General features: G+C 65.1%; 13 protein-coding genes and 1 pseudogene. 12 read left to right on the top strand and 2 right to left on the bottom strand.

Going from position 1 to position 17054, the window contains the following annotated elements; genetic code table 11:
• The 7 genes from MUO23_07680 to MUO23_07650 form a co-directional block, all read left to right on the top strand.
• A partial coding sequence (locus tag MUO23_07680; protein ID MCJ7512834.1) for a hypothetical protein occupies positions 1-292 on the top strand: 292 nt, incomplete at its 5' end.
• The gene (locus tag MUO23_07675; GenBank protein ID MCJ7512833.1) at positions 267-2546 is read left to right on the top strand and encodes a YfhO family protein; all 2280 of its coding nucleotides are present in this window, start codon (positions 267-269) and stop codon (positions 2544-2546) included. The genes MUO23_07680 and MUO23_07675, both read left to right, overlap by 26 nt.
• The gene (locus MUO23_07670; GenBank protein ID MCJ7512832.1) at positions 2525-3625 is read left to right on the top strand and encodes a hypothetical protein; all 1101 of its coding nucleotides are present in this window, start codon (positions 2525-2527) and stop codon (positions 3623-3625) included. The genes MUO23_07675 and MUO23_07670 overlap by 22 nt, the downstream gene beginning before the upstream one ends.
• Before the next feature lie 62 nt (positions 3626-3687).
• Positions 3688-4635: a MoxR family ATPase gene (locus MUO23_07665; GenBank protein MCJ7512831.1), complete on the top strand. Its 948-nt coding sequence runs from the start codon at positions 3688-3690 to the stop codon at positions 4633-4635.
• On the top strand, positions 4635-5906 hold the full coding sequence (locus tag MUO23_07660; GenBank protein MCJ7512830.1) for a DUF58 domain-containing protein: 1272 nt from the start codon (positions 4635-4637) through the stop codon (positions 5904-5906). The genes MUO23_07665 and MUO23_07660 overlap by 1 nt, the downstream gene beginning before the upstream one ends.
• Before the next feature lie 33 nt (positions 5907-5939).
• Positions 5940-7481 (top strand): fused MFS/spermidine synthase, encoded by a 1542-nt coding sequence (locus MUO23_07655; protein MCJ7512829.1) that lies wholly within the window; start codon positions 5940-5942, stop codon positions 7479-7481.
• Between the two features lie 19 nt (positions 7482-7500).
• On the top strand, positions 7501-8190 hold the full coding sequence (locus MUO23_07650) for a TIGR01906 family membrane protein (protein ID MCJ7512828.1): 690 nt from the start codon (positions 7501-7503) through the stop codon (positions 8188-8190).
• A 409-nt stretch (positions 8191-8599) separates the two neighbouring features.
• Here MUO23_07650 and MUO23_07645 read toward each other — a convergent pair whose 3' ends face one another.
• Positions 8600-9811 carry a 2,3-bisphosphoglycerate-independent phosphoglycerate mutase gene (locus tag MUO23_07645; GenBank protein ID MCJ7512827.1) on the bottom strand — a complete coding sequence of 404 codons (1212 nt, stop codon included), beginning with the start codon at positions 9809-9811 and terminating at the stop codon, positions 8600-8602.
• A gap of 74 nt (positions 9812-9885) precedes the next feature.
• Complete coding sequence (gene ugpC, locus MUO23_07640; GenBank protein ID MCJ7512826.1) at positions 9886-10989, bottom strand: sn-glycerol-3-phosphate ABC transporter ATP-binding protein UgpC; 1104 nt, start codon at positions 10987-10989, stop codon at positions 9886-9888.
• Between the two features lie 107 nt (positions 10990-11096).
• Here ugpC and yvcK point away from each other — a divergent pair, with 107 nt between their 5' ends.
• The 5 genes and pseudogenes from yvcK to MUO23_07615 form a co-directional block, all read left to right on the top strand.
• Positions 11097-12473 carry a uridine diphosphate-N-acetylglucosamine-binding protein YvcK gene (gene yvcK / locus MUO23_07635; GenBank protein ID MCJ7512825.1) on the top strand — a complete coding sequence of 459 codons (1377 nt, stop codon included), beginning with the start codon at positions 11097-11099 and terminating at the stop codon, positions 12471-12473.
• A 24-nt stretch (positions 12474-12497) separates the two neighbouring features.
• The gene (gene gap / locus MUO23_07630) at positions 12498-13553 is read left to right on the top strand and encodes a type I glyceraldehyde-3-phosphate dehydrogenase (protein ID MCJ7512824.1); all 1056 of its coding nucleotides are present in this window, start codon (positions 12498-12500) and stop codon (positions 13551-13553) included.
• A gap of 12 nt (positions 13554-13565) precedes the next feature.
• A pseudogene (locus MUO23_07625) lies at positions 13566-14735 on the top strand (phosphoglycerate kinase).
• A gap of 160 nt (positions 14736-14895) precedes the next feature.
• Positions 14896-16599 (top strand): protein kinase, encoded by a 1704-nt coding sequence (locus tag MUO23_07620; protein ID MCJ7512823.1) that lies wholly within the window; start codon positions 14896-14898, stop codon positions 16597-16599.
• A gap of 152 nt (positions 16600-16751) precedes the next feature.
• The coding region (locus MUO23_07615) for a triose-phosphate isomerase (protein MCJ7512822.1) at positions 16752-17054 on the top strand (303 nt) is incomplete at its 3' end.

The raw sequence follows: 17054 nt of genomic DNA, 5'->3' as shown, positions 1-17054 counted from the left end.
GGCTGGGTTCGAAGCCAGCAATGCCTTGCCCGCCTGGGCCAACGTGTTCGTCGTGGCGGGGCACGGACCCGAATCGACGAACCTGCACGTCACCCTGCCCCGGCTGAATGCCTTCCTGGGCGGGCAGTTGACGTCTGGTGAGCGGGCGGCCTTTGTGTCCGAGTATGGCGTCGATGGAGTGCTTCTGGAGTCGGGACAGGCGGCGATGCCGGGTTGGTCGAGCATTGGATCGCTTGGCGCCTTCGAACTCTACAACGAGCGTGGCTATGTCGTCCTGGCCGTCGATCCCTGACCGCACCCTCAAGCCGCTCCCGTGGTTGCTGGTGGTCCTCGGACCGATCCTGCTGCTTGGTCCGGCGCTTGCCACTGGCCAGGTCCTGTATTGGGGGACTCCGCTGCTGCAATTCGTGCCGTGGCATGACTTCGCCGCGGAGTCAATTCTGCGGGGAGAGCTTCCCCTCTGGAATCCACTTGTCGGGATGGGGGCGCCTCTATTGGCCAACTACCAATCCGGTGTGCTTTACCCCCCCAACTGGAGCATGCTGATCGTCGAGCCGGCGGTTGCCCAGACGGCGCTGACGATGCTGCACCTGATCGTCGCCGGATTGGGCATGGTGCTGCTATGCCGGCGCCTGGGCATCGGCGAGATCGGGCAGGCTGTCGCTGGCCTGGGCTTCTCGCTGTCAGGCTACATGGTCGCACGCTCCGGATTTCAGAGCATCAACAACACCGTAGCCTGGCTGCCCTGGATGATCTGGGCCGCCGAAGGGCTGGTCACGCGCATCGTGGCACGGGAGGCGTCTGCAGCCATCGGAAGGGCCGCCCTGGTCCTGTCCGGGGTGTTGGGGCTGCAGTGGCTCGCCGGGCACGCCCAGACCGCCTGGTACAGCCTGCTGATGACCGCAGCCTGGGTGGCGTGGCGACTTTCGGTCTCCCGGCAGAGTCTGCGCTGGCGCCCCGTGGTGGCTTTCCTGGCCCTGACTCTCGGACTGGCCTTCTCGCTGGCTGCCGCCCAGCTCCTACCCACGCTTGAGTACCTACTGTTGTCGCCGCGCTCACAAGCGGTGGACCCGGCGGTCGGCCTGACTTACTCACTCTGGCCCTGGCGCCTGCTGGGTTGGCTGCTGCCAGGCTTGTTTGGACATCCCGCTTATGGTGGTTTCTGGGGCTACGCCAACTACTGGGAGGATGCGCTCTATATCGGGATGCTGGCCTTCCTGCTGGCGGTGACCGAGTCGGTGCGGGCGGTCCGAGGCACCTCGCCATTCACAGGCCGAAGCCGATTCTTGGCAGGCGTCGTGCTGGTCTCGCTGGTGCTCGCCCTCGGCAAGAACACACCGATCTATCCATTCCTTTTCCGCTGGGTGCCGACGTTCGACCTCTTCCAGGCGCCCACTCGCTGGAGCCTGCTGGCAGTCTTCGCCCTCTGTCTGCTCGCGGCCGACGGTGCCGACGCCTGGCGGGCGCCTCAGGGCAGGGGGCTGTACTGGACTCGGCTCGGCACGGCGGGTGCCGCGGGCATGATTGGCTTCGCCCTGCTCGCCGGCCGTCTGCTTCCCAGCCTAGACCCGAGCTTCATCCGTTCCTTCGCGATTGCCGGGGCAACCCTGACGGCGGTCGGCGTGTTGACCCTTACCCGGTCCGGCATCGCCCGCCTGAGCTGGAGCGTGGGTCTGGGACTGTTTCTGCTTTCCGATCTGCTGCTGGCGGTGGTGGGATTGAACCCAACGATCTCCGCGGCAGGCTACCGGGGCGAGAGTGCCCTGACGGCTCTCGAAAGCGGACACCGGCTCTACATGCCGGCGGCGATCGAGGAAGAGCTGAAGTTCGAGGCGTACTTCCGCTTCGATCGATTTGATCCTGACCTGGAGGTCGAGACCGTCCGCGCCTCAGGCCTGCCGAATACGCCGATGCTGGATGGGATCCCTTCGGCCAACAACTTCGATCCGTTGCTGCCGGCGCGTTATGCAGGTTGGATCGAGCGACTCGAGGGCGCAGATGCTACGACTCGCGAGCGTGTGCTAGCGTTCATGGACGTCGGCTGGGTTGCTGAGCCGGGTGAGACTCAGGGCTTGCCGGACTACCGTGCGGTCTCCGGGGCACGGCGGCTCCGGTTCGTGCCGGATGCCGTCGCGGCCTGCTCGCCAGAAGACGCCCTCGAGGCAGCCTTCTCAGGACATTACGATCTAGAAAGGGAAGTGGTTCTCGAGGTTGAAGATTGCCGCTCCGAGCCGCCCGGCGGAGGTCCGGGCTGGGTGGAGGTGCTCTCGGAAGGCAGCAGCTTCCTGGAGCTCAAGGCAGGCGGTGAGGCGGGCGGTTGGGTCGTGGTGTCCGACCTGCACTACCCGGGCTGGCGGGCGCAAGTAGACGGGCGTGGCGCCGCGATTCTGCCAGCCAACGGGGCCTTCCGAGCGATCTGGCTTCCAGCTGGGACGCACACCGTTCGCCTGGAGTACCGCCCGGCGGCGTTCTCCGCGGGCTTAGCCCTCACAGCAGCTGGTTTGATGGCGATGCTCGGTTTGGGGTGGGTGTGGCGAAGGCGCTGAGGCTTCTCTGGCCGGCAGTCGTGGCCCTGATCGTCGCCGCGGGCTTCGCAGGCTACCGTCTTGTTCGAGGCGGCGGGGATCCACTGGCTCTGGCGACGATTGGCGAGCGATTCGCCAACGGGGAGCCCGCGGGGTCAGAAGGATACGACGGGCAATTCAATTTCTACATCGCCCGCGACTGGCTGCCGGACGCCGTCCAACCCCACCTCGATGCCCCTGCCTACCGGTATCAACGGATTCTGTATCCAGCACTGGCGCGCTGGCTGGCCTTCGGACGGACCGACTCGATCCCCTGGCTGCTGCCTGCGGTCAGCCTGATGGCGCACTTCCTGGGGACCCTGGCCGTGGCTGCCGTTCTGGACCGGCAAGGGATGTGGACCGGGTATGCGCTGGCGTATGGTCTATGGGTGGGCGTCGTCGGCCCGGCCGGGATTGACCTGAGCGAGCCGCTGGCCTACGGCCTGGCCGCGGCCGGGTTCTTCTGGCTGGTGGCCGATCGTCCTACGGCAGGCGGCGCCGCTCTTGGGTTGGCCCTGCTGGCCAAAGAGACCACGCTCCTCTTCTGGCTGGCGGCATGGCTGGCCGCTTGCTTTCACCGCGACCGGAAGGCGGTGGGGGTACTCTCGCTGTTCGGGCTCGGGTTCGCCGGCTGGCAGGCCTGGTTGTGGTTGCAGTTTGGGGAGCCGGGTATCGGCAGTGGTGGCGCCGGCGCCACTGGATTCGAGTGGCTGCCCTTCTTTGGTCTGGCGCGGGTGGGGGCGGTCGATGCCCGAGTGCTCTTGCTGTTCCTCCTGCTACTGGCGCCCAGCATTCTGCTCCCGGCGGTGTGGGGAGTGGTGGTGGCCGGGCGCAGGCTGCTGGGGGGGGATCGAGGGCGGGAGACCATTGCCTTGCTCCTCAACGCGGCTTTGATCGCGTTTCTGCCGTTCTCAACCTTCCGGGAACCGTTCGCCATGGCCCGCCTGGCGGTGGGAATGGTGCTGGCCACAACATTGTTCTGTGCAGCGCACGGCTGGCGCCGCCCGCTGAACTACGCCCTGTTCTGGAGCGCCGGACTCGTGCTGCTGGCACGGCTGTAGCCTGTCGATCCTCCACCCATTGAAGGGTACAATCCACTTCGATTTCCTGCGGAGGGACCTGCATGGAACAGGTCAAGGCATTTGCCGATCGCCTGACCGAGAATGTTGAGCGGGTGATCGTCGGGAAGCGGGAAGCCGTCCAGCTGACCGTGATCGGGCTATTGTGCCAGGGTCATGTTCTGATCGAGGATGTGCCCGGCACGGGAAAAACCATGCTGGCCAAGAGCATGGCCCGGTCGATTGGCTGCACCTTCAATCGGATTCAATTCACCCCGGACATGCTCCCCAGTGATATCACTGGGGTATCGATCTTCAATCAGAAGACGGGCGAATTCGAGTTCCGTGCCGGTCCGATCATGACTCAGATCCTGCTGGCGGACGAGGTCAACCGTGCCACCCCCAAGACCCAGGCGGCGTTGCTGGAGGCCATGGAGGAGCGGCAAGTGACGGTCGATGGCGTGACCCACCCGCTGCCCTCCCCGTTCCTGGTGCTGGCGACGCAGAACCCGATTGAGTACGAGGGCACGTTTCCGCTGCCGGAAGCCCAGCTCGATCGATTCCTGCTCCGCATCAGTCTTGGTTATCCGATGCTCTCAGATGAGATACGCATGGTCGAGCGACAGCAGGTGTCACATCCGCTGGAGAGCCTCCAGGAGGCCGTCGACGTCCGTGCGTTGCGGGCTGCGCAGGAGGCGATTCGCCAGGTGGCCGTCTCGGCCGAGATCAAGCGCTACATTCTCGACCTGGTGACGGCGACCCGCCGTCATGGGGAACTGTACCTGGGGGCGAGCCCGCGGGGCAGCCTGGCGCTCTTTCGCTGCGGCCAGGCCGTGGCTGCGCTTCAAGCCAGAGCTTACGTCCTACCAGATGACATCAAGCAGGTGGCTGTCGGGGCGCTTGCGCACCGCCTGATTCTCGGCTCGTCGGCCCGGGTGCGTGAGGTGGACGCCCGAGCTATCGTGCAGGACATCCTGGCGAGCGTCCCGGTCCCGGGGGGTGAACTGCGCTGATGCCAGCCCGGGCCTGGTTCGTCCTGGGACTGTTCGTCCTCTCTCTGGCAGCGGCGCTCACGTCTGGCCGCCAGCTCTTCGCCAACCTCAGCTACTTGCTGGGCTTTCTCCTGGCAGCCAGCTATGTGTGGTCCCGCCTGTCGCTCTTGGGCGTCACCCTCCGCCGGAAGGCCGGTGGCAGCCGCAGCCAAGTCGGGGTGACGTTCGAGGAGCACTTCACGCTGGCCAACGCCAGCCGCTACCCCAAGGTGTGGATCGAGCTCGAGGACCTGTCAGATTTCCCCGAGCATCAGGTCTCCACCGTCTTCACCAATCTCGGCGGAGGCGGTGAGCGAAGGTGGACGGTCCGCACGATCTGCACCCGTCGCGGGCGGTTCCATCTGGGACCGTGCACCCTGCATGCCGGAGACCCGTTCGGTTTGTTCCCGGTCGCCCGCCGCCTGGAGGAGAGCCACTTCGTGGTTGTCCTGCCGATGGTGCTCCCGCTTGGGTTCTTCCCGGTTCCCAGCGGCCGGCGCGGCGGCGGGGAGGCCTTGCGCCAGCGCACGCACCAGGTGACGCCGAATGCCAGCGGCGTCCGCGACTACGCCCATGGCGACAGCCTGAATCGTATTCACTGGCTTTCAACGGCGCGACGTCGCCGGCTGATCTCTAAGGAATTCGAGCTCGATCCGATGGCCGACGCCTGGCTGCTGCTGGACGCCTCGCATGCGGCGCAGGCCGCCCTGGAGCCTGAGCAGGCTTCGCGCCGGCAGGCGTTGATCGGACGCAGGGTCAGCCTTCCGCCCAGCACCATCGAGTATGCGGTAACGGCGGGGGCGTCGATCGCGCTGTACCTGCTGAACCGGTCGCAATCGGTTGGCATGATCGCTCATGGGAAAGTCCGCCAGGTGATCCAGGCTGACCGAGGAACCGCACAGCTGTACCGTCTCCTCGAATCACTGGCGGTGCTGGAGGCAGAGGGCTCGCTGAGCATTGATGAGGTGCTCAAGGTCGAACAGGGGCAAATCCCTCGCGGGGCAGCAGTGATCCTGGTCACCGCCAGCACCCGGATGGAGATCGTCGCCACGGCTCGTCAGCTGCGGCGGAGCGGACTCGCCCCGGTCCTGGTCCTGCTAGATGCCGCATCCTTCGGTGGCCTGCCCGGCACAGCTGCGGTCTACGAGGCGGCTCGCGCCGCCGGAATTCCGGTGCGAAGGATCCGCCGCGGCGACGCCCTCGGTTCAGCCCTCGAACTCCCTGATCGGGCTGCCATATCCTCGGCCGCGTAGGCAGCGAAGCTCAAAGCGAATGGGTGTATGCGGATGGCGGTGATCTTGATCGTGTTTCTGGCCGGCATGGCCAGCCTCGGGTTGGAGCTCACGGCCTCGCGCCTATTGGGCAATATCTTCGGCACAACCAACATGGTTTGGGCAAACATCATCGGGCTGGTCTTGATCTACCTCACGCTCGGATACTTCCTCGGAGGCCGCCTGGCGGATCGGTCGCCGCACCGGAGCACGTTCTACACCGTGGCCGCCTGGGGAGCATTCACTGCCGGCCTGATCCCGATTGTGGCGCGGCCGGTGCTGTACTGGGCCGCGGCCGCGGTCGAAGGGTTGAATGCAGCCATCATGCTGGGGTCGTTCCTGGCGGTGCTGCTGCTCCTCGGGGCGCCGGTGACGCTGATGGGTGCAATCTCGCCGTTCGGGGTTCGGCTGTCGATCTCCGATCCGGCTCGGGCAGGGCAGGCGGCCGGCCGGGTGTACGGCGTCTCCACCCTGGGCTCGATTCTGGGAACCTTCCTGCCCGTGCTCGTTCTGATTCCCAATATCGGTACTGCAAGAACCTTTCTGGCCCTGGCGCTTCCACTCTTGCTGGCGGCGCTGCTCGGTCTGTGGCGGGAGGATCGGCGGAAGGGATTGCGACTGCTGTGGATGCCGCTGGTCTTGCTGCTGCTGGCAGCATTCGTGCTCCGAGGGCCCATAAAGCGCAGCCCGGATCAGGTCTTCGAGGGTGAGTCGGCCTACAACTACATCGAAGTCCGGGAGGTGGATGGGACTCGGTACCTCCTGCTGAATGAGGGCCAGGCGGTTCATTCGATGTACCGCCCGGGATCGCTGGCGACGTATGGGACCTGGGACTACTTCCTGGCGGCGCCCTACTTCAACCCCGCCCCGTTTGATCCGGAACAGGTCGAACGTCTGGGGTTGGTCGGTTTGGCGGCAGGGACGATCCCCAAGCAATACGCCGCCGTCTACGGCGACATTCCGATCGATGGCTGGGAGATTGATCCGGAGATCGTGGAGGTGGGGCAGCGCTGGTTCGATATGAATGAACCGGGGCTAAACGTGATCGTGGCCGACGGGCGTTGGGGGTTGGCTCACAGTGACGCTGTCTACACCGTGCTCGGTGTGGATGCCTACCGGCCGCCCTACATCCCATGGCAGCTGACAACTCAGGAGTTCTTCCAGGAAGCGCGCGACCATCTGACAGCGGACGGCGTTCTGGTGATCAACGTCGGCAGAACCCCGGATGACCGTCGCTTGATCGATGTGTTGGTGGGGACCATTGGCTCGGTCTTCCCGTCGGTTCACGTCATGGATGTGCCTGGGACGTTCAACACCATGGTCTATGCCACCGTCCAACCTACTTCGCCCGAGAATCTGGCTCGCAACCTGGCCCACTTGGAGGCGACCCAGGCACACCCCTTCTTGATCGACGTTGTGCGCCGGACAACCGAGAACCTGGTCCCCACGCCCAGGGTGACGACGGTCTTCACCGACGACCTGGCACCAGTTGAGCAGCTCGTCGACTCCATTGTTCTCCGCTTCTTCTTGGGCGGGGATATTCTCAAGCTGCAGTAGTCGTCAACGAGGTCAACACATGTCCGACACCAACCACAATGCTGTCGCCCGAGTCGCCGGCGGGCTGCTGAGCCTGGCGCTGCCGGTTCTGCTGATCCTGACCAGTGTGCGACTGCTGCTGACCCCGGCCTTCGTCAAGCTGGAGTACCACCTGCCGGGCTTCCCCGAGGATCGCTTCGGCTTTAGCCAGCAGGACCGTCTGCGCTGGGCGCCGATTGCGGTGGACTACCTGCTCAACGACGAAGGAATCGGCTTCCTGGGTGAGCTGGCCTTCTCCGATGGATCGGCAGTCTACAACCCACGTGAGCTGCAGCACATGCTGGACGTCAAGCGCCTGACCTCGCTGGCGCTCGCTGTCTGGGGGGGGCTGCTTGCGGCGGCAATCGCGCTGGGGAGCGTAACAGCCTGGGCGGGAGGGGCTGTGCGCTTGTGGAGGGCACTGCGCCGCGGGGCACTCTGGACGCTAGGCCTGATGGCCGTGCTGGCGGCAGGCATCGCCTTGACCTTCTCATTTGTCTTTGTCGGGTTCCATCAACTGTTCTTCGCTGCCGGAACCTGGACATTCAGCTACAGCGACACTCTGATCCGTTTGTTCCCAGAACGGTTCTGGCGCGATGCCTTCACCTTCATCGCCCTCGGGACACTCGCCATGGCCGGGTTGATCCTGCTCTTGGCATCCTCGCAATTGGCGCGTCTTCGCCGGGCGTAGGCGGGAGCGCTCGACCCTGCCAGGTGCTGCGTCGTGCCACCTGAGGATGTCCGAATCCGCCAGGGCGGTCGGGGCTGGGGCAGGGTGCCGAGATCGGGAGGGTCGAGTGGCGATCAGGCGCCAGCCGCTCTCTCGGAGCGCAAGCCGAGCTCGGGTGCGGGCCTGGAAGCCGGTTGCTCGGCAGGGTTCCGGGACTGAACGCCTGCCAGGCCAAGGGAGGGCGGGCAACGACGGACAGGGAATTGTCCGGCCCTTGCAGGCTGGGCCTATGGATGCTGGGTTCCGCTCTGGGCATCCCCGGGAGAGGCTTTGGCGAGAGGCGCGATCGCACCGGAGTCGACCGGACAAAGGCCGCGGTCTGCTGCGCACACTGGGACTTGCAGGCAGAAGGGCTGTCAGCCGGTCTGAGCTAGGCCCCGAACTTCTCCAACCGGAGGGCATGGGCCATCAGCAGAGGGAGCAGCTCTGCCGACGGGAGGATCCCCAGGCCGCCGGTATCGCAAGCGCGCTCGCCGAAGGCCGTGCTTCGGTCTGGACGAACAGTCGCCGGCGCCCACAGCAGCAACGGCACAGGGTGCCAGGAATGGGTCTTCAGCGTGGAGGGCGTGGAATGATCTCCGGTGACCGCCAGGACGTCGGGCTTGAGATCCAGTAGGGTGTGCAACGCGGCGTCGACGGATTCGATGGCAGCGGCCTTAGCCTTGAAATCGCCGTCCTCGCCGGCTGAGTCGGTCTTCTTGATGTGGATGAAGAAGAAGTCGTAGTCGTTCCAGATCTTGGCTAGCGCCGCGAACTCATCCTTCGGCGATTCCCCCAAGAAGTCCTGGACCTCCATCCCGACCAGGCTGGCAAGCCCGCGGTACATTGGATACACCCCCACGCAGACGGCGCGCAGGCCGTAGATCTCGGGGAACGGGGGTAGGGCCGGGTCACTGGCGAAGCCGCGTAGCGTCAGGCTGTTGGCGTGAGGTTCTCCCTTGAGCACCTCTCGCCCCTTGGTGATCCACTCATTGAACAAGCCCGCCGCGCGGCGGGAGTCTTCGCTGCGGGGAATCGCAGGAAGCGCTGGGACACCGGTCTGCTGTGGGTCGGTGTCGTCGATCTCGCCGGCGAGGTTCTCCCCGCGCATCACGACGGCGAAGCGGTGTTCTTTGACGTGGCGCACCTCGCTGCTGACCCCAGCGAGTCGGATCGATCCCAGCCGTTCAGCCAGCGGTGCAGCCTGGTCGGTCGGGATCCGTCCGGCCCGTCGATCGATGATCCGGCCGGCGGCGTCCACCGTACAGAAGTTGCCGCGGGCGGCGACGTCGCCCTTGCGAACCTGCAGCCCGACACCCACCGCCTCCAGCACACCCCGGCCCACCAGGTGCGTGAGCGGGTCATAGCCGAACAGCGCCAGGTGCGCCGGGCCCGAACCCGGGGTGATCCCGGGCCGAATCGGTATGAGGGCGCCGAGCGTCCCTTCAGTTGCCAGGCGGTCAAGCGTGGGCGTGGCAGCTGCCTCGACCTCGGTTGGTCCGCCGGGGGTGACCGGAATCCCGCCCAGACCATCCATCACCAGTAGGACGATCTTGCCGCCTTGGTCTCGCTTGAGGCTCTTGATCAGATTGAAGTCAGCCATGGTGAGGGTCTCCCAGACAGGGCAAGGCCCTCCGCATATGCTGCCGGAGGGCCGCCCTGCATCAGGGGTGAGGTTTAGCGGATGGCGCCTTGTTCGCCGTCGACTTCGAACAGGTGCATATTGTCCATGTTAAAGACGACCTGGGCCTGCGTCCCTGGCTTGGCTCGGGTGCGCGGGTCAACCCTGCCAACAATACTGTCCTTCCCGGCCACTAGGTACAGGATGATCTCGTTGCCCATCAGTTCCGTGACGTCGACCTGGGCCTCGACCGGTGCGGCGTGGATGCCGCTGGGAGCGAAGGCAGGGTCGTGGACATCCTCCGGGCGGAGGCCGAAAATCACCGGCTTGCCAGCGAAGCGTTCATAGGTGCCGGTGCGAGACGGCGGGACATCCAGATGGAAGCTCTCCGCTTCGACGACCAGCTTGCCGTCGGCGCGTGCCAGGCGGGCGTTGAAGAAGTTCATCGCCGGCGAGCCGATGAAGCCGGCGACGAACACGTTCGAGGGCCGGTCGTAGAGTGCCTGCGGGGTGTCGGTCTGCTGCAACAAGCCGCCCTTGATGACTGCGATGCGCGAAGCCATGGTCATCGCTTCGACCTGGTCGTGGGTGACGTAAATGAAGGTCGTCTCCAGGCGCTGGTGCAGCTTGCTGATGTTGGCCCGGGTTTCGACGCGAAGTTTGGCGTCCAGATTGGAGAGCGGTTCGTCGAAGAGGAAGACTTTGGGCTCGCGCACAATTGCCCGGCCCACCGCCACCCGCTGTCGCTGTCCGCCCGATAGCTGACGAGGCTTGCGATCCATCAGCGTCTCAATCCCCAGGATTTCCGCGGCCTGCAGCACCCGGCGTCGAATCTCCGGCTTCGGCGTCTTGCGAAGCTTCAATCCGAAGGCCATGTTGTCGAACACGCTCATGTGGGGATACAGGGCGTAGGACTGAAAGACCATGGCGATGTCGCGGTCCTTCGGGGCGACATCGTTGACCACCCGATCGCCAATCTTGATCTCGCCTTCGGCGATCTCCTCCAGGCCGGCGAGCAGTCGCAGGGCCGTGGTCTTGCCGCATCCCGACGGCCCGACCAGGACCAGGAATTCCTTGTCTTCGACAATCAGGCTCAGGTCGTTCACTGCCGTGACGTCCCCAAAGCGCTTAGTCACGTGGTCAAAAGTGACGCTTGCCATGGCGGGCCTCCTGCTATGCGGGTATCGTGCCCTGATTATACGTATGATATCTGTCACAACCAAGTGTCGATGAGCGTTCGTTGACGGCCCGGGGTGGGTGGGGTATAGTGCCGGACGTGACGAATCTCAACTGGCGCAGCGCGCCAGGAGGCCGGAAGGACGGCTTCTGGGAAGCGCTCCGGCACTGGCTGGTGCCGGGCATTGGTGTTAAGCGCTGGTTAGGCGTGATGATTCTGGGCACGGCCCTGATCGGCCTGGGCGTGGCGATCATCCTGCTGGACATCTATCGGGCCTATCCCGAGTCCAACCTTCTACCGGTCTTCAGCCTGATGGCCCTGCCGCGCTGGCTGCGGGCGCTTGCGTTTGGCGCCGCCGGGCTGACGCTTCTGCTGTTGGGGATGATCCGGCTGAACCGGGCGCTGCTGGCACCGTACATGCGTCCTGGCCGACCGGTGGCGCGAGCCGTGGCTGAGCACCGCCGCCTTGGCCGCGGGCCGAAGATCGTGGCCATCGGTGGCGGCAACGGCTTGGCAACGCTGTTGCGCGGGCTCAAGGAGCACACCGGGAATCTGACCGCGATTGTCTCGGTCGCCGACGACGGCGGCTCATCCGGCAGACTACGCCGGTCGCTAGGGATCCCTCCTCCAGGGGACCTGCGCAACTGCTTGGCCGCCCTTTCGGACGACGAAGACCTGCTCACGCAGCTATTCCGCTACCGCTTCGCTCAAGAGGATGAGCTGGATGGCCACGCCTTCGGCAATCTGTTCATTGCTGCCCTGACGGGCGTTACCGGAAGTTTCGACGAGGGGCTGCTGGAGGCGGCGCACATCCTGGGAATTCGAGGCCAGGTATTGCCGGCGACGTTGGCCGATGTGGCGCTGGTGGCCGACAAGACGCCGATGATGGATGCCCAGGCGATCCGCATTCAGGGGGAGAGCCGCATCCCGGACATGCCGGGTCGGGTGCGGGCTGTGCACCTCGAGCCCAACGACCCCCCAGCCTACCCGGGTTCGATCAAGGCTGTCCTGGCCGCCGACATGATCGTGCTCGGCCCGGGCAGCCTGTACACCAGCGTGCTGCCCAACCTGTTGGTCCCGGACCTGGCCAAGGCGGTTCGTGCCAGCCGTGGACTCAAGGTGCAGGTCTGCAACATCGCCAACCAACTGGGCGAAACCGACGGTTACGATGCCGCTGCCCATCTGGCGGCGCTGGAGGACCAGCTCGGCCGCGGCCTGATCGAAATGCTGCTGGTGAATGATCGGCTGGACGTCCCTGCGCCGGAGGCGGTGCACTATGTTCCGCCACCGGCCACGGCCCTGGGGTCGGCTTCGGTCTTCGCATCGGACCTGGTCGACCCGCAGCGGCCATGGCGTCACGATCCAGCCAAACTGGCTGCGGCGCTGATCCAAATCCTCGAAGAACGCACAGGCCCGCTGGAGTCTGCGATGCCCATCGGGGAAGCAGTCCATCCGGGACTGAACTGACACTGGAGACACAGGAGCTCTGCAATGGCAACCAAGGTAGGCATCAATGGTTTCGGCCGGATCGGCCGACAAGTCCTGAAGGCGATCGGCGACTACCATGCGGACACGCTGGAAGTCGTCGCCTTCAACGACATCGGCGATCTGAAGACGATGGCTCATCTGCTGCGGTACGACTCGAACTACGGCCGCTTCGAGGGAACGGTCGAAGTAGTAGGCGAGGCCCTGGTCGTCAACGGCAAGAAGATCATGGCCTTCAAGGAGAGCGACCCCGCCAAGATCGCCTGGGGCGACCTAGGGGTAGACATCGTGATCGAAGGCACCGGCCTGTTCACGATCAAGAAGGATGGCGTTAACAAGAAGGGGAAAGAAGTCAAGGGCGCGGAGAATCACATCACCAAGGGCGGCGCCAAGAAAGTGCTGATCACGGCCCCGGCAGAGGGCGAGGACATCACAATCGTGCTCGGGGTGAATGAGTCGAAGTACGACCCGGCCGCCCACCATGTGATCTCCAACGCTTCCTGCACCACCAACTGCCTGGCGCCGGCCGTCAAGGTCGTGCACGACAAGTACAGAATCGCGCGCGGTATGATGACGACGATCCACGCCTACACAAATGATCAGAACATCCTGGACCTGCCGCACAGCGATCTGCGGCGCGCCCGGGCGGCGGGGATGAGCATCATCCCCACGACCACCGGTGCCGCCAAAGCCCTTAAGCTGGTGATTCCCGACCTGGCGGGCAAGTTCGACGGCTACGCCCTGCGCGTCCCAACCTCGACGGTCTCGGTGGTTGACTTCACCGCCCAGATCGAGAAGCCGACCACGACCGAGGAACTCCGCCAGGCGTTCCGCGATGCGGCCGCAGGTCCCCTCAAGGGCATCCTGGCCGCCGTCGATGAGCCTCTGGTGAGCATTGACTTCAAGGGTGATCCGCATAGCTCCTCCGTGGATCTGCCCTTCACGATGGTGCTTGGCAAAGAAGCTGGCGATTTCATCAAGGTGGTCAGTTGGTACGACAATGAGTGGGGCTATGCCGTCCGGACTGCCGACCTCGCCCACCTGGTGGCCTCCAAGTTGTAGCAGGCGGTGGCGATGAACAAGAAGACAGTTCGCGATCTGGATCTGAAGGGCAAGCGCGTCCTGATGCGGGTCGATTTCAACGTCCCGATGAAGGATGGCGTCGTGAGCGATGACAAGCGCCTCCGGGCTTCCCTGCCAACCATTGAGTACGTGCTGCAGCAGGGAGCAAGTCTGGTGCTGATGAGCCACCTCGGGCGGCCCAAAGGCGGACCGCATCCCGAGTTTAGCCTGAAGCCCGCCGGCGAGGCGCTGTCGAAGCTGCTCGGGAAGCCGGTGCGCATGGCGCCGGACTGCGTGGGTCCGCCGGTGGAAGCCCTGGCGCGGTCGTTGGCCCCGGGCGAAGTCCTGATGCTGGAGAACGTTCGCTTCCACAAGGAGGAAGAGAAGAACGATCCGGCCTTCGCCAAGCAGTTGGCGGCGCTGGGCGATGTCTACGTCAATGATGCTTTCGGCTCCGCCCACCGGGCGCATGCGAGCACCGAAGGCGTAGCTCGGCATCTTCCGGCAGTCTCGGGATTCTTGATGGAACAGGAGCTGGAACACCTCGGCAAGGCGACCCAGAATCCGCCCCATCCGTACGTCGCGATTCTGGGGGGCGCCAAGGTCAGCGACAAGATCGCCGTCATCGACAACCTTCTGACGAAATGCGATCGGCTGGTGATCGGCGGTGGCATGGCCAACACCTTCCTGGCGGCCAAGGGGTACGATATGGCCGACAGTTTGGTGGAAAAGGACTCGGTGGCCACGGCCAAGCTCATCCTGGACAAGGCTGGTGAGCGCATCCTGCTTCCCGTCGACGCCGTCATAGGCGACAAGTTCGAAGAATCTGCCCAATGCCAGACCGTGAAGGTCGACAAGGTGCCTGCCGGCTGGCGGGTGATGGATATCGGCCCGGAGACGCTGGAAAGATTCAAGCAGGCGATCGCCGGCGCCAAGCTGGTGGTGTGGAACGGGCCAATGGGAGTGTTCGAGTTCCCGAGGTTCGCGGAAGGCACGTTCGCTCTGGCGCGGGCCCTGGCTGAGAGCGGCGCAACCACGGTCATCGGCGGGGGCGACAGCGCCAGTGCTGTCAAGAAGGCCGGCGTCGCCAAGCAGATGACCCATGTCTCTACCGGCGGGGGTGCGTCCTTGGAGTTCCTCGAAGGCAAAGAACTGCCGGGTGTCGCGGCGTTGTCGGACCGCTAGACTCCTGCAGCCGGTCGACGACGAGACCCCCGGGAGCCCCCGGGGGTCTCTGTTTGCCCGAGCCTGTGGCTCACCAGCTGCCTTGCGCTTGGCTGCCGGGCGTTGTCAGCGCCCCGGCACCCCCCTATAATCCTGCAGTCGGCCGGGAGGGCCTGGGATGCCGTTTAACGTCGGGGAGAACCTCGGCCCGTATCGGGTCGTCCAGCAGCTGGGGCAGGGCGGGATGGCGACCGTATTCCGAGCCTACCATGCGGCCCTCGACCGCTACGTGGCGATCAAAGTCCTGCATCCGGCATTCACTCAGGATCCCAACTTCCTGGCGCGCTTCCAGCGCGAAGCCAAGGTCGTGGCTAGGCTGGAGCACCCCAATATCGTGCCCGTATACGACTTCTCCGAGCATGAGGGGAAACCGTACCTCGTCATGAAGTTCATCCAGGGGGAAACGCTCAAGGCCCGGATGGGGCGAGGGCCAGTTAGCGTGAAGGAGGGCCTGCGCGTGGTAGAGGCGGTGGGCAGCGCCCTGTCCTATGCCCACCAACAGGGGGTGCTTCACCGGGACATCAAGCCTTCGAATGTCCTGCTTGGCGCCGATGGGACGGTCTACCTGGCGGACTTCGGTCTGGCACGTATCGCCTCGGCAGGCGAGTCGACCCTCTCCTCGGACATGCTTCTCGGCACGCCGCAGTACATCTCGCCCGAGCAGGCGCGCGGCGATCGGAACCTGGACGCGGGCACGGATATCTACTCCTTGGGTGTTGTGCTCTACGAGCTGGTGGTCGGGAGAGTTCCGTTCAACGCCGACACACCGTTCTCGATCATCCACGATCACATCTTCACGCCACTTCCCCTGCCGACGAAAGTCAATCCGCTTGTTCCCGAAATGGTGGAGCGCGTTCTGCTCAAGGCGCTGGCGAAGGAGCGCGGAGATCGCTTTGCCTCGGTGGAGGCGCTGGTGGGCGCCTTCCGCGATTCGGTGGCCACCCAGGCCGGCCGCCCGGAGCCTGCACCCCGTCCCCCCTGGCCGCCGACGGTGCCCTCCGAGGTGGCGACGGCGGCAACAGGCGCCGATGCGCCGGATGCTCCCAAGACGGGCGAACTAGAGGCCGGGAAGAAGCCCCGCCTTTCGAAGCGAGGATGGATAGCCATCTTCGGTGTCGGTCTGTCGCTTTGCGCTTGCCTGGCAGCCCTAGCCCTGGCCTCTGGCGCTTGGGAGGCGGAGCTGTCCGGCGTGACAGCACAGCCCGAATTGCCGACACAGGCGTTAGCGCCGCTTGAGGATGCGGCTGAAGCCGCCCGGCGAGCAGTGGCCAAGGACCCCGAGAACCCCGCTCTGCGACTGGAGTTGAGCGCGGCGCTGCTCGAGAATGACCAGCCTCGCCTGGCCTACGCTGAGTTCGTCAAAGCCGGCAATCTGTTCCTGGCGCAGGGTCGACACGCCGATGCGGCGGCTGCTTACCTGCAAGCGCTCAGCCTGCCGGGGGAGGCGGGATCGCTGGCCGGCGCGGAAGTGGTCGAACGCACGGAGCAGGCGCTCTTTCTGGCGGCTCCGGAGGCGAGGGCCTTGGAGCTGCTCCAAGAGGCGCGGGCAGTGGTACCGGATTGGCCTACCCTGCCAATCCTGGAGGCTCGAGCACAGCTGTTTGCCGGACAGCCGGAGGTAGCCGCGGTGCTGACGTCTCAGGTGCTGGAACAGCGGCCCGAAGACCCACTGGCGCGTGCGGTGAGGATCGAGCAGCTGATCCAGAACGGCGCGGTCGAGGAGGCGCGGGTGCTGACCAAAGAGACCCTGCTCCAAGAAGACTTGCCCCTCTGGCTGCGCCAGCACTTGGTCAACCTGACCGCGGGCCTGGAAAACCCGTAGACGATTCACCCCTAACAGGCTGCAGAAGAACCCTCTCCAAGGAAGAATGGCATAGGTTGGGGTTTGGGCGAAGCCCCAAACCCCAACCTATGCCGCTTTCTTCTCGTTGCTGTATGTCTTCCGCAGGCTCCTAAGCGACACTTCAGCCTAGGTTGTGTGCGCTGACCGCCGGCGCGGACCAGGTCCGCTGCGCGCCGTTCGCTCTGCAGCCCGCAAGGGACGAGTGGAAGTGGGGCAGCGGGGTGGAGGTCGGCGCCCAGACCGTGGACTGGGTCGACACGGGGGCGCTCCCCGGTGAGGCTTTCGGGAAGATGTCGGCTGGCCCATGCCAGCGGGGTTTCTCAGGTTCGTCCGAACGGAGCGGGGCTTCCGGAAAGCTGTTCGAGGCTGCCCAGCGCAAGGTGCGCGCCGCCGTCGGTTCCAGACTGGCGGCGATTGTCTGCGTCGGGGAGACG

This window comes from Anaerolineales bacterium (assembly GCA_022866145.1).
Taxonomy (GTDB): Bacteria; Chloroflexota; Anaerolineae; order Anaerolineales; family E44-bin32; genus PFL42.
The sequence above is the reverse complement of the archived record's forward strand: the minus strand, read 5'-3'. Positions and strand labels throughout refer to the sequence as shown.